Below are 13019 nucleotides of genomic sequence, written 5' to 3' on the forward strand. Positions count from 1 at the left end.
CCGAAAGTCTAAAATAATACATTGCTGCTTTTTTTCTAATCCCCAGTATGACTGGCTTAGGCGAAAAAAAGCCGGGATAAAAACCCGGCGCTTGAATCAATATTTAATGCTGTCTCCCGCAAATTCATTCTTCACGAAAGCCGGGTTTACCGTTGGCTTTACGCCATGCTTTAACCTCTTTCCCCCCCCTTCAGGACTATCTTCACGGTCATCTCGGGGGTAGTAGATAAGGTCAGACCCGTCAGGGTGCTCGGTCAGGTGCTTAAACTCCAGTATGTTTTTATATCTTCACTTTCTGAAATGTCCGCAACGTTAAAGAATTTACGGACGAACTCCAGGAACTCGTTTTCTGTGTAGTCACTGAATGACCGCTTCAAGATGTTTCCCCGCCAGCGATTTGCACGATAACGTCTTCCGAATAGAATTTTTCGCCGAGTAAATTTTCTAAATCCAATGCCTGTTTTTGGCTAACATTGAACCCTGCGATGCCTTTGACAAATGCATCTTCGTCATCCGGCCCCCACCCCATGACAGCAGCAACTCCTTTCAGTTTGCTCTTAGGGATCTCAACCTCTAAAACCAACTCTTCGCTTTGTTTATCAAAAACTTCCACAGAATAAATTATCATCACTTTTCTACCTTTCTGGTTGGATCTGCTGGCTTGGTTTGCTCACCTGTTATGTGATTGAACTCGCCTAAATGGTTGCGGCCCGAACGATCATAAACTTCGACTGTGCCATGTTGAGAGTCCCATTCATAAATTTTACCTTTGGCATCTTTCCATCTTGCCCGAAGTTGTCCGCCACCTTGAATAGCTGTCTTACGTGGTGCTCTTTTCGCATCAGGGAATGCTGGTAATGGTGGGGTCCCTTTTGGTGCTGTGTGGTATTTGTGATCCGCATTCAGATAGACGTAAATCGGATCAAAGGTCCCTGCTGGATGCACCAGAATATAATCCCGGAATGAACGTTCTCCCGGTGCTGGGTTAACTGTTGACCACGGGCTGTTGATTTCACTTTCCGGGTAAACCAGTACATTCGGAGGAATATAGACATTGTTCTGGTTGCCAGTGTTGGTCGGGGAAGAATATCCCGGATCGTCAGGAGTCCAAACGATTGTCGGCTTATCTGCGCCATCCTCCCAGAACTCATAGTTCCCGGTGGTGGTGTTCTTCTGAAGCATGCGCACAGGCACTTTGTCCTGTCCACCTCTGGCGCTGACGTGGAAGCCTTTCGGCCTCATGGTGCCGAACTGGTCAGCTTCCCAGCGAAAGCGAACACGGGTCAGAACATCTTCTTTATTCCGTGCGGCCTGCTCAAGGCGCATTTTATCAATGTAGTCCTGTTCGCCACTGTTGAGCTTTGGCGAGTAGAACATGCCAAATAGAAAAACGGTTGGAGGACTCGGGGCTATCCAGCGACCAGCCGTTGAAAGATTTCCTCCGATTTTTTGCACTGCTGCGTATCCGGCCTCAGTTGCTGCATCAGTGGCGATCCCTGCGCTCGCAGCCGCTTTCGGGGCATCCGAGGAACTGTAAAGGCGCTTATACCACGGGCGGTTATCTTCTGGTGGTGGAGTCGGTTCGGCTGGTTTGAGTTTCTTTGCAGCCTGCGCGTGTTGGACGGGTTCCGATTCTGTTTGTTCCGGTTGAGGAAGTGCTCGGTAGTAGCCAACATGACCGAAATTATCAACAGATTCCTGATCAGTTCCTGCGTCAGTGCAGCCTTCACCTCGCAAACATGATTTTGCAAAAACGGGTAGAGCACTAAGGGCAGTAACGGCAACAGCATTGTTTACTGGAGGTTCTGACATACCGAACGGATCGCTGATCTCCACAGTGCCAGGGGCGATCAGGAAGTTCGATCCACTTGGACAGTCACAATGGATGATTGAACCATCAACGGCGACCGCTTCGCCGTTCGTTTGTCGGTGATCTCCACTAACAATGACTCCGATTTTCCCACATTTCGGGCAAGGTGTGGTCTTATCGCCGATATAGAGTTTCCACTTTCCCATGACAGACATACCAGGGCGTGCGGCTATGCATCGTGAGCCTGTAGAGGTTTTATCCCCGTCTAGCCCAACATTTTTACCGTGAACAATACAGCCTCTGTTTACAGATGCCATAGTGACCGCCTTAGTTCAGAAAATTCTCTTTTGTACTGTTGCATAAGTCCCTCTACTTGTTATAAAAATAATCCACTAGGCCATTTTACAAGCAATAACCAGACATAAAATAGGCATTAGTTCTAATCAAAACATCGTTTCTTAATCAGAAGAATCGGTTGGCACCGAAAACCTGCCGCGAGCACAATTCTTCAGTACAAATTTCCCCCCAAACTCTGTAGAATCCCTGCCCTGACCATTCCAAAAATCGAACAATTTTTAACCTATGAGCAATGTTACGCACCAGCCGAAAATCGGCTTCGTCTCCCTGGGCTGCCCGAAAAACCTCGTGGATTCCGAACGCATCCTGACCGAACTGCGCACCGAGGGCTATGACGTGGTGCCAAGCTACGACAACGCCGATATGGTGATCGTGAACACCTGCGGGTTTATCGACAGCGCGGTTCAGGAATCACTGGAAGCCATCGGTGAAGCCCTGACGGAAAACGGCAAAGTGATTGTTACCGGCTGTCTGGGCGCGAAAGAAGACCAGATCCGCGAAGTGCACCCGAAGGTGCTGGAGATCACCGGCCCGCACAGCTACGAGCAGGTGCTGGAACATGTTCATCACTACGTGCCAAAACCAAAGCACAACCCGTTCCTGAGCCTGGTGCCAGAGCAGGGCGTGAAGCTGACGCCGCGCCACTACGCTTACTTAAAAATTTCCGAAGGCTGCAACCATCGCTGCACCTTCTGCATCATCCCGTCCATGCGTGGCGATCTGGTGAGCCGTCCGATTGGCGAAGTGCTGGCGGAAGCTAAACGTCTGGCCGACGCGGGCGTGAAGGAGCTGCTGGTCATCTCCCAGGACACCTCGGCTTACGGCGTGGACGTTAAACACCGCTCCGGTTTCCACAACGGCGAGCCGGTGAAAACCAGCATGGTAGGCCTGTGCGAACAGCTGTCTAAACTCGGTATCTGGACGCGTCTGCACTACGTCTATCCGTATCCGCACGTTGACGACGTGATCCCGCTGATGGCGGAAGGCAAAATTCTGCCGTACCTGGATATCCCGCTGCAGCACGCCAGCCCGCGCATCCTGAAGCTGATGAAGCGTCCTGGATCCGTTGATCGCCAGCTGGCGCGCATCAAGCAGTGGCGCGAGATCTGCCCGGATCTGACCCTGCGATCCACCTTCATCGTCGGCTTCCCGGGTGAAACCGAAGAAGACTTCCAGATGCTGCTCGACTTCCTGAAAGAAGCCCGTCTGGACCGCGTAGGCTGCTTCAAGTACAGCCCGGTTGAAGGCGCTACCGCCAACGAGCTGGCGGACCAGGTGCCGGAAGAGGTGAAAGAAGAGCGCTGGAACCGCTTCATGCAGCTGCAGCAGCAGATCTCTGCCGAGCGTCTGCAGGAAAAAGTGGGCCGCGAGATCATGGTCATCGTTGACGAAGTGGACGAAGAAGGCGCGATTGGCCGCAGCATGGCGGACGCCCCTGAGATCGACGGCGCGGTGTACCTGAACGGCGAAACCAGCGTTAAGCCGGGTGATATTATTCGCGTGAAGGTTGAAAATGCGGACGAGTATGACCTGTGGGGTAGCCGGGTTTAATATTCCCACTCCTCTGTTGTAGGCCGGGTAAGGCGTCGCCGCCACCCGGCACATTTCACTGCCCTACCCCTTAATCCTCGGATCCAGCGCGTCGCGCAGCCCGTCCCCCAGCAGATTAAACGCCAGCACGGTCAGGAAAATCGCCAGACTCGGGAAGATCGCCACGTGCGGCGCAATCACCATATCCGCCCTCGCCTCGTTCAGCATCGCGCCCCACTCCGGGGTCGGAGGCTGCGCGCCTAACCCCAGAAACGACAGGCTGGCCGCCGAAATAATCGACACGCCGATGCGCATGGTGAAATAGACCACGATGGACGACACCGTACCCGGCAGAATATGGCTGAACAGGATGGTGGCATCGCTGGCCCCCATGCTGCGGGCTGATTCGATAAACGTCTGCTGTTTCAGCACCAGCGTATTGCCGCGCACCAGCCGCGCGAACGCCGGAATCGAAAAGACCGCGACCGCAATGATGACGTTCGCCATGCCGCTGCCCATGATCGCCACCACGGCAATCGCCAGCAGAATGCCGGGAAAAGCAAACAGCACGTCGCAGATGCGCATGATGATGCGGTCCCACCAGCCTTCGTAATACCCGGCAACGAGGCCCAGCACGGTACCGATGGCCGCGCCAATCAGCACCGCGAACACCCCGGCGGCAAGCGAGATCTGCGCCCCCACCAGCACGCGGCTAAAGATATCGCGCCCGAGGGAGTCCACGCCGAACCAGTGCAGCATCGACGGTCCGTCGTTCAGACGGTCGTAGTCAAAATAGTTTTCCGCATCAAACGGCGCCACCCACGGCGCAATCACCGCCACCGCAATCAGCAGCAGCACAAACAGCCCCGCGGTCATCGCGACCGGCTGACGGCGGAAACGCCGCCAGAATTCAGACCACGGGGTGCGGACGTGGTCCGGTTTTAGCCCCGGCATGGCGTTTAAAACGGCCTGACGTCGCCAGTTCAACAATCGCATCTTACTTGTACCTGATGGCCGGGTTAATGGCGGCGTAGAGCACGTCCACCACTAAGTTGATAAGAATAAACTCCAGCGAGAAAAGCAGGACTTCCGCCTGAATCACCGGGTAGTCGCGCATCTCGACGGAATCAACAAGCAGGCGTCCCAGCCCCGGCCAGTTGAAGACCTTTTCCACGACGATCGAGCCGCCGAGCAGAAAGCCAAACTGCAGCCCCATCATCGTCACTACCGGGATCATCGCATTGCGGAATCCGTGCTTGAGAATGACCCACTTCTCGCTGACCCCTTTCGCCCGCGCGGTGCGAATATAATCTTCACTCAGCACGTCAACGAACGAGGCGCGGGTAAAGCGGGCCATTACCGCCGAAACGGCAGCGCCCAGCGTCATGGAAGGCAGGATGTAATGCTTCCAGGTATCGGCCCCGACGGTCGGCAGCCAGCCCAGTTCGACGGAGAAGATCTGCATCAGCAGCATCCCCAGCGCGAACGCCGGGAAGGAGATGCCGGTCACCGCCAGCGCCATGCCGAGCTTGTCCGGCCAGCGGTTGCGCCATACGGCCGCGATAATCCCGGCGCCAAGCCCGAACACGACCGCCCAGCTCATGCTGGCTATCGTTAACCAGAACGTCGGCATAAAGCGGCTGGCAATCTCCTCCGACACCGGACGGCGCGACACCATCGAGATACCAAAATCGCCCTGCAGAACGTTGCAAATGTAATGGATGAACTGCATATACAGCGGCTGGTCGAGGCCAAGCTGCTTACGCACCAAGTCAATAACGGTGGCATCCGCCTCAGGCCCGGCGACCAGACGCGCCGGATCGCCCGGCAGCATATGGACAAACAAAAACACCAGGACCGCCACAATCAGCAGCGTCGGAATAAGCCCCAGCAGGCGTTTACAAACATAATTCAGCATGAGGTTTATTTTAAATCCGCATCGTCAAAGCTAAAGCCCGTGTCCGGCATGATGTAGAACCCCGTCAACGCTTTGTTATGGGCTGACACCAGTTTCTCCACCACCAGCGGCACCCACGGTGACTCTTTCCAGATAATATCCTGCGCGTCTTTATAGAGACGCGCCTTCTCTTCCGGTTTGGTGGTTTTCAGGGCATCGGCAAGGTCTTTGTCCACCTGCGGGTTGCTGTAAAACGCGGTGTTGAACAGGGTTGGCGGCCAGTTCTGCGAGGCAAACAGCGGCGACAGCGCCCAGTCGGCTTCACCGGTCGACGCCGTCCAGCCGGTGTAGAACATCCGCACGCCGCTCTCTTTCTGCCCTTTCCCCTCCACTTCTGCCGCACGCTGTCCGGCATCCATTGCGGTGACCTGTACCTTGATCCCCACCTGCGCCAGCTGCTGCTGGGTAAACTGCAGCACCTTCTGGGCGGTACTGTGATTATGCGAGGACCACAGCGTGGTGCTGAAACCGTTCGGGAAGCCCGCCTCTTTCAGCAGCTCGCGCGCTTTAGCCGGATCGTACGGCCACGGCTGATAGCTTTGCGCATAGGCGATCGCCGGCGGCAGCACGCCGGTGGCCGGAGTGGCATAGCCGGCAAAAGCGACCTTCACCAGCGCCTGACGGTTAATGGCGTAGTTGATGGCTTCACGCACCTTCGGGTTATCGAACGGCTTTTGCGTGACGTTCATGCTGATGTAGCGCTGCATGATTGACGGGCTGGCGACCAGCTCCAGCTTGCTGTTTTTCTGCAAAATGGCGGCCTGCTCGTACGGGATCGGGAAGGCAAACTGCGCCTCGCCGGTTTGCAGCATCGCCGCGCGGGTGTTGTTGTCCACCACCGGGCGCCAGGTGATGGTGTCGAGCTTCGGCAGCCCCTGCTGCCAGTATCCCGCGAATTTCTTCACCTTCACAAAATCGGTCTGGTTCCAGGTGAGCAGTTCGTAAGGGCCGGTGCCAACAGGGTGGAAACCGATCTCCTTGCCGTATTTTTTCAGCGCGGCAGGGGAAATCATCGCCGTTGCCGGATGCGCCAGGATATTGATAAACGCGGAGAACGGCTCTTTCAGGGTGATTTTGACCGTCGCCGGGTCGACCACCTCGGTGCTGGCGATATTTTTATACAGGTTATAGCGCTTGAGGCTATTTTCCGGATTGCTGGCGCGGTCCAGGTTAACCTTCACCGCCTCCGCATTGAAGTCTGTCCCGTCCTGGAACTTCACGCCGGTCCTGAGCTTGATGGTATACACCAGCCCGTCGTCGGACACGGTGTACCCCTCCGCCAGCACGTTTTTGAGCTTCATCTCTTTATCGAGGCCAAACAGGCCCTGATAGAACGATTTCGCCACCGCCTGAGAGAGCGTGTCGTTGGCGTCATACGGATCGAGCGTGGTGAAATTGGAGCCGACGGCGACCACCACGTCTTTGGCAGCGAACGCGGGGGCAGCGGCCAGGGCTGCCGTCACGCTCGCGGCTAACAACCATCTACGCGCTACAAATGTAACCATTGTGTTCTCCTGCCTGTTGTAAGTTATAACCGCGAAAAAGCGTTGTCCTGACGCGGGGGAGCGACGAAATGACCCGGCCCGACCTCGCGCAGCGTCACGCGCTCCACGGCCTCGCCGCGTTTATGAATATTGCTCGGCATTTCATCCTGCAGCAGCACGCGCTGGCCGTGACGATGCGCGGGATCGGCAACCGGGACCGCCGCGATAAGCTTGCGGGTGTACGGGTGCTGCGGGTTTTCAAACACCGCCCTTCGCGGCCCAATCTCCACGATCTGCCCCATAAACATCACCGCCACGCGATGGCTGATGCGCTCGACCACCGCCATATCGTGCGAGATAAACAGGAAGGCAATGCCCATATCCCGCTGTAAATCCAGCAGCAGGTTGATGATTTGCGCCCGGATAGAGACATCCAGCGCCGAGACGGACTCATCGGCAATCACCACTTTCGGGTTCAGCGCCAGCGCGCGGGCGATGCAGATACGCTGCCGCTGTCCGCCGGAAAACTCGTGCGGATAACGCCATGCGTGCTCCGGCTTCAGGCCGACGCGCTCCAGCAGCCAGGCCACGCGACGCTGGGCCGCTTCGCCGTCGAGCAGGTTATGTACCCGCAGCGGCTCCATGATCGAATACCCCACCGTATGGCGCGGATCGAGGGAGGCATACGGGTCCTGGAAAATAAACTGAATATCCCGCCGCACCGCCTGCAGCTTGCTGTCCGGAAGGGTATCAATGCGCTCGCCGTTAAAGGTAATGCTGCCTTCCTGTGATTCCACCAGACGGAGCAACGCGCGCCCGGTGGTGGATTTACCGCAGCCGGACTCCCCCACCAGCGCCAGCGTTTCGCCCGGCCAAAGATCGAAACTGACGTTTTCCACCGCGTGCACTTCGCGCTTAACGCGGTTCAGTACGCCGCTGCGCAGCGGAAAACGGGTGACCAGATCGCGCACTTCCAGAATGGGCTTACCCGGCACCACGGTGTCCTGCTCGCGCTCCTCCTCCTGTAGCTCAGACGCCTCAAGAGAAATCAGCGGGAAGCGGCGCGGCAAATCGCTGCCGTTCATCGCCCCCAGGCGCGGAACCGCCGCCAGCAGCGCTTTGGTGTAAGGATGCACGGGCGCGTGAAAAATCTGCTCAACCGGGCCGGTTTCCACCGCGCAGCCCTTGTGCATCACCAGCACCCGATCGGCGATATCGGCGACTACGCCCATATCGTGGGTGATGAATATCACCCCCATCTCCATCTCCTGCTGCAGCACTTTGATGAGCTGCAGGATCTGCGCCTGAATCGTCACGTCCAGCGCCGTCGTCGGTTCATCGGCAATCAGCACCGCCGGACGGCAGGAGAGCGCCATGGCAATCATCACCCGCTGGCGCATGCCGCCGGAAAGCTGATGCGGGTAGCGACCCAGAATGGCCTGCGCCTCCGGGATGCGCACCAGCTCCAGCATCCGTCGGGCCTCTTTGAGCGCTTCATCGCCGCTCAGCCCCTGATGCAGGCGGATGGACTCGGCGATTTGTTCCCCGACCGGGAAAACCGGGTTCAGGGAGGTCATCGGCTCCTGGAAGATCATAGCAATGTCCGCCCCGCGCACGCCCTGCATCTGCGAACCGCTCAGCTCATTTAAATCAATGACCTGACGGTTACGGCGGCGCAGGAGCATTTTCTCGCTGCTGATTTGCCCGCCCGTCTGTTCCAGCAGGCGCATCAGCGCCAGCGCCGTGACCGATTTACCGGATCCGGATTCACCAACAATCGCCAGCGTCTCGCCGCGCCTGAGCGTGAACGATAAATTCTCTACTGCGGGGATGAACTGCCGCTCTTCCTGAAACGCAATATTGAGCTGATGGACAGCCAGCACTTCGCGGTTGTCCAGTTCTTCACTGTGCGGCACGCGCTGCCCCCTTATTCACGATAGATGCCCGTGCTCGGTTCATCACCGGCATAGCCCCAGGCGCGGTACATACCTTCGCTGTTGAACGGCAGGGCCACGTTGCCCTCACGATCCACCGCAATGAGCCCGCCGACGCCGCCCAGGGCGGGCAGTTTCTCCATCACCACGCGCTCGCAGGCTTCGCTGAGGCTTAAACCGCCGTAATCCATCAGCGCGGTGATGTCGTAGGCCGCGAGGGCGCGGATAAACACTTCTCCGGTTCCGGTACATGACACCGCCGCCGTCGCGTTATTGGCATAGCAGCCCGCGCCCGGCAGCGGGCTATCGCCGACGCGCCCGGGCAGCTTGTTGGTCATCCCGCCCGTTGAGGTCGCCGCCGCGAGGTTCCCGGCCTTATCCAGCGCCACCGCGCCGACCGTGCCCATTTTGGTGGTTTCATCCAGCGGCGCACTGTGGTCAAGCTGCGTCATGCCCGCCGAACGGGCCTCCAGCAGCTGCTGATAGCGCTCCTCCGTGGAAAACAGATCCGGCGATACCGGTTCCATCCCGTGCCCGAAGGCAAACGCCTCCGCCCCGGCCCCTGTGAGCAGGACGTGCGGACTCGCCTCCATCACCAGACGCGCCGCCAGCACCGGATTGCGCAGATGGCTCACGCCCGCCACGGCGCCCGCTTTCAGGGTGACGCCGTCCATCACGCAGGCATCCAGCTCGTGCGTTTCATCCCGGGTAAAGACCGAACCGATCCCCGCATTAAATAACGGGCACTCTTCCAGCAGGCGCACCGCCTCGGTGACCACGTCCAGCGCGCTTTCGCCCGCTTCCAGCATTTTCTGGCCCGTTTCCACAATGGCGTACAGCGCGTCGATATAGCGCTTTTCCTGCTCGGGACTGAGCTGTGCTCGGGTGATTGCCCCGGCGCCACCATGAATTGCGATTACCGCATTAACCATTCGCATCACCCGTTAGCCTGATTTGCGGCTTTTTCTATAAATATCATTATCGTCGATGAAACTTCAGATGATTTTTGAATATAGAAAGACGTAACTGTGATGTAAAGCGTACACCCATCGGGTCATACAGTTAGCCGCACTTTTCTGCCATAATGGCCGCTTTCGTTGTTACTCCGCAGGAGCCCACCATGGATTTTACCGCCGGACTGATGCCGCTTGAGACGGCACTCACGCAGATGCTTGACCGAGTTTCCCCGCTGCATGACGTTGAGACGCTGCCCCTCGTGCGCTGTTTTGGCCGTATTGCCGCGCGCGATATCGTCTCTCCGCTTAACGTGCCGGGGTTTGATAATTCCGCGATGGACGGTTACGCGGTACGCCTGGCGGATCTCCAGACGGGTAACGCCCTGCCGGTGGCGGGTAAAGCCTTTGCGGGCCAGCCGTTTAACGGTGAATGGCCTGCGGGCACCTGCGTGCGCATCATGACCGGCGCGCCGGTTCCGGCTGGCTGCGACGCCGTGGTAATGCAGGAAGAGACCGAACAGACCGACGACGGCGTGCGTTTTACCGCGAACGTCAAAGCGGGCCAGAACATCCGCCGCAAGGGCGAAGATATCACCCTTGGCGCGACGGTCTTTTCTGCCGGGCAGAAGCTGACGGCAGGTGAGCTGCCGGTGCTGGCGTCGCTCGGCGTGGCTGAAATCGACGTTATCCGTAAAGTGCGCGTGGCCGTTTTCTCCACCGGCGACGAGCTGCAGCTTCCGGGCCAGCCGCTGCAGGACGGTCAGATATACGACACCAACCGCCTGGCGGTACACCTGATGCTGGAGCAGCTGGGCTGCGAGGTGATTAACCTCGGCATTATTCCTGACGATCCGGAAAAACTGCGCGCCGCGTTTATCGAGGCGGATAACGCTGCCGACGTGGTTATCAGCTCCGGCGGCGTCTCCGTGGGCGAAGCGGATTACACCAAAACCATCCTTGAAGAGCTGGGCGAGATCGCCTTCTGGAAGCTGGCCATCAAGCCGGGCAAACCGTTCGCGTTTGGCAAGCTTCAACACAGCTGGTTCTGTGGCCTGCCGGGTAATCCAGTCTCGGCGGCACTCACCTTCTACCAGCTGGTGATCCCGCTGCTGGCGAAGCTTTCCGGCAACAGCGCCAGCCCGCTGCCGGAACGCCAGCGCGTGCGCGCCGCCACGCGCCTGAAAAAATTGCCGGGCCGCCTCGATTTTCAGCGCGGCATTCTGGCGCGCAACGCGGACGGAGAGCTCGAAGTGAGCACCACCGGGCACCAGGGCTCACACATTTTCAGCTCCTTCAGCCAGGGTAACTGCTTTATCGTCCTGGAGCGCGAGCGCGGCAATGTGGAAGCAGGCGAGTGGGTTGAGATCGAGCGTTTTAACCACCTGTTCGGAGGCTGACATGACGGTGGAGCTGAGCGACCCGGAGATAATGCGCTACAACCGCCAGATTGTGCTGCGCGGGTTTGATTTCGAAGGTCAGGAAGCGCTTAAGGCAGCAAGCGTGCTGGTTGTTGGGCTCGGCGGCCTGGGCTGCGCCGCCGCGCAGTATCTTGCGGCGGCGGGCGTGGGCAGGATGACGCTGCTGGATTTTGATACCGTGTCGGTGTCAAATCTCCAGCGCCAGACGCTGCACAGCGATGCGACGGTTGGACAGCCGAAGGTGGATTCTGCCCGCACGGCGCTGGCGCGCATCAACCCCAACGTTCAGTTCACCCTGATTGACGCGATGCTGGATGACGAGGCGCTGTCCGCGCAGATTGCGCAGCATGACCTGGTGCTGGACTGCACCGATAACGTCACGGTCCGTAACCAGCTGAACGCGGGCTGCTTTGCCCACAAAATCCCGCTGGTTTCCGGCGCGGCGATCCGCATGGAGGGGCAAATCAGCGTCTTCACGTACGGGGAAGGCGAACCCTGCTACCGCTGCCTGAGCCGCTTGTTCGGCGAGAACGCCCTGACCTGCGTTGAGGCGGGCGTAATGGCGCCATTGGTCGGCGTGATTGGCTCGCTGCAGGCGATGGAAGCGATCAAAGTGCTGGCGCGCTACGGCACACCTGCCGCGGGGAAAATCGTAATGTATGACGCGATGACCTGCCAGTTCCGCGAGATGAAGCTGATGCGTAACCCGGGGTGTGAGGTTTGCGGAGGTTAAAGCAAACGGCAACCTTCAGGTTGCCGTTTTAGTGTTTGCTCCCTCTCCCTGTGGGAGAGGGTTGGGGTGAGGGCATCAGGCCGCACCCGTCAGATCGACATCCGTCCAAACGCCCCCTGCCAGTCCTGCTCAAACTTCACAATCGCCGCATCCACGGCCGGAGAGGTAATAAACTGCTGCGCCACGTCCAGCGGCAGCGTGATGGACTCGCAGCCTGCCAGCAGGCAGTCCAGCGCCTGACGCGGCGTTTTGAAGCTCGCGGCCAGCACCTTTGACTGCGGGGCGTGCAGCGTCAGCAGCTGTTGCAGCTCAACCACTGTCTGGATCCCGTCCCCGCCCTGCGCGTCCACGCGGTTAACGTAAGGCGCCACATACTCTGCACCCGCCAGCGCGGAGAGCATCCCCTGCGCAGCACCATAAACCGCCGTACCCAGCGTCGGGATCCCTTCCGCTTTCAGCATCTTGATTGCCGCCAGCCCTTCGGCGGTCACCGGCACTTTTACTACCAGGTCGTTAATGATGGCGCGCAGCTTGCGCGCGTCCTCCACCATCCCTTCGGCGGTGGTCGCCATCACCTGCGCGAAAAGACGGCCTTTGCCGCCCAGCGCGTCGTGCAGCGCTGGCAGCAAAACGTCCAGCGGCGTTTTACCTGCCGCCACAATGCTTGGGTTGGTGGTTACGCCCGCCAGCGGGAAGATGCGCGCCAGCTTTTTGACTGCCGCAACGTCAGATGTGTCGAGATAAAGTTCCATGATGTCACCCTCAAATTTAGCCTGCACTTACCCTATCACGACAAAACCTGCTCAGTAGTTGACCTGCATCAAGATAACTTTCATTCGA

At 58.3% G+C, this 13019-nt stretch carries 11 protein-coding genes and 1 pseudogene; 3 read left to right on the forward strand and 9 right to left on the reverse strand.

What is annotated here, in order from left to right; translation table 11 throughout:
* Nucleotides 1–124: 124 nt before the first annotated feature.
* From AC27FC_RS13210 to AC27FC_RS13220, 3 genes and pseudogenes are all read right to left on the reverse strand, one after another.
* Nucleotides 125–380 (reverse strand): annotated as a pseudogene (locus AC27FC_RS13210) (bacteriocin immunity protein).
* A complete protein-coding gene (locus tag AC27FC_RS13215; protein ID WP_033145027.1) occupies nt 374–628 on the reverse strand; it encodes a DUF7683 domain-containing protein in 255 nt (84 codons plus the stop codon). Before AC27FC_RS13215 ends, AC27FC_RS13210 begins: the two are co-directional and overlap by 7 nt.
* On the reverse strand, nt 628–2127 hold the full coding sequence (locus AC27FC_RS13220) for an S-type pyocin domain-containing protein (RefSeq protein WP_033145026.1): 1500 nt from the start codon (nt 2125–2127) through the stop codon (nt 628–630). Before AC27FC_RS13220 ends, AC27FC_RS13215 begins: the two co-directional genes overlap by 1 nt.
* A gap of 265 nt (nt 2128–2392) precedes the next feature.
* Between AC27FC_RS13220 and rimO the strand changes: the two genes are divergently transcribed.
* Nucleotides 2393–3718 carry a 30S ribosomal protein S12 methylthiotransferase RimO gene (gene rimO, locus AC27FC_RS13225; RefSeq protein WP_058841665.1) on the forward strand — a complete coding sequence of 442 codons (1326 nt, stop codon included), beginning with the start codon at nt 2393–2395 and terminating at the stop codon, nt 3716–3718.
* 63 nt (nt 3719–3781) lie between these two features.
* On the opposite strand, the gene gsiD is transcribed toward rimO, so the two are convergent.
* From gsiD to iaaA, 5 genes are read right to left on the reverse strand one after another with little or no spacing between them, the layout of a single operon-like run.
* Entirely contained in the window at nt 3782–4693 is a 912-nt protein-coding gene (gene gsiD / locus AC27FC_RS13230) for a glutathione ABC transporter permease GsiD (RefSeq protein ID WP_024908682.1), read from the reverse strand.
* A gap of 1 nt (nt 4694) precedes the next feature.
* Nucleotides 4695–5615 (reverse strand): glutathione ABC transporter permease GsiC, encoded by a 921-nt coding sequence (gene gsiC, locus AC27FC_RS13235; RefSeq protein ID WP_023310911.1) that lies wholly within the window; start codon nt 5613–5615, stop codon nt 4695–4697.
* A 5-nt stretch (nt 5616–5620) separates the two neighbouring features.
* The gene (gsiB, locus tag AC27FC_RS13240; protein ID WP_033145024.1) at nt 5621–7159 is read right to left on the reverse strand and encodes a glutathione ABC transporter substrate-binding protein GsiB; all 1539 of its coding nucleotides are present in this window, start codon (nt 7157–7159) and stop codon (nt 5621–5623) included.
* Between the two features lie 23 nt (nt 7160–7182).
* Entirely contained in the window at nt 7183–9054 is a 1872-nt protein-coding gene (gene gsiA / locus AC27FC_RS13245) for a glutathione ABC transporter ATP-binding protein GsiA (RefSeq protein ID WP_094934337.1), read from the reverse strand.
* An 11-nt stretch (nt 9055–9065) separates the two neighbouring features.
* Nucleotides 9066–10004, reverse strand: coding sequence for a beta-aspartyl-peptidase (gene iaaA, locus AC27FC_RS13250; RefSeq protein WP_094934338.1), 939 nt, complete (start codon nt 10002–10004; stop codon nt 9066–9068).
* A gap of 188 nt (nt 10005–10192) precedes the next feature.
* Between iaaA and moeA the strand changes: the two genes are divergently transcribed.
* Both moeA and moeB read left to right on the forward strand, forming a co-directional pair.
* Nucleotides 10193–11425 carry a molybdopterin molybdotransferase MoeA gene (moeA, locus tag AC27FC_RS13255; protein ID WP_094934339.1) on the forward strand — a complete coding sequence of 411 codons (1233 nt, stop codon included), beginning with the start codon at nt 10193–10195 and terminating at the stop codon, nt 11423–11425.
* A gap of 1 nt (nt 11426) precedes the next feature.
* Nucleotides 11427–12179, forward strand: coding sequence for a molybdopterin-synthase adenylyltransferase MoeB (gene moeB / locus AC27FC_RS13260; RefSeq protein ID WP_094934340.1), 753 nt, complete (start codon nt 11427–11429; stop codon nt 12177–12179).
* Between the two features lie 89 nt (nt 12180–12268).
* On the opposite strand, the gene fsa is transcribed toward moeB, so the two are convergent.
* Entirely contained in the window at nt 12269–12931 is a 663-nt protein-coding gene (gene fsa, locus AC27FC_RS13265) for a fructose-6-phosphate aldolase (protein WP_033145019.1), read from the reverse strand.
* Nucleotides 12932–13019 lie beyond the last annotated feature (88 nt).

This window comes from Enterobacter sp. C3_dUdeg (assembly GCF_057536195.1).

Coding starts and splice junctions, on each gene's coding strand:
- AC27FC_RS13215 (WP_033145027.1), bottom strand. CDS start 628: ATGATAATTTATTCTGTGGAAGTTTTTGATAAACAAAGCGAAGAGTTG.
- AC27FC_RS13220 (WP_033145026.1), bottom strand. CDS start 2,127: ATGGCATCTGTAAACAGAGGCTGTATTGTTCACGGTAAAAATGTTGGG.
- rimO (WP_058841665.1), top strand. CDS start 2,393: ATGAGCAATGTTACGCACCAGCCGAAAATCGGCTTCGTCTCCCTGGGC.
- gsiD (WP_024908682.1), bottom strand. CDS start 4,693: ATGCGATTGTTGAACTGGCGACGTCAGGCCGTTTTAAACGCCATGCCG.
- gsiC (WP_023310911.1), bottom strand. CDS start 5,615: ATGCTGAATTATGTTTGTAAACGCCTGCTGGGGCTTATTCCGACGCTG.
- gsiB (WP_033145024.1), bottom strand. CDS start 7,159: ATGGTTACATTTGTAGCGCGTAGATGGTTGTTAGCCGCGAGCGTGACG.
- iaaA (WP_094934338.1), bottom strand. CDS start 10,004: ATGGTTAATGCGGTAATCGCAATTCATGGTGGCGCCGGGGCAATCACC.
- moeA (WP_094934339.1), top strand. CDS start 10,193: ATGGATTTTACCGCCGGACTGATGCCGCTTGAGACGGCACTCACGCAG.
- moeB (WP_094934340.1), top strand. CDS start 11,427: ATGACGGTGGAGCTGAGCGACCCGGAGATAATGCGCTACAACCGCCAG.
- fsa (WP_033145019.1), bottom strand. CDS start 12,931: ATGGAACTTTATCTCGACACATCTGACGTTGCGGCAGTCAAAAAGCTG.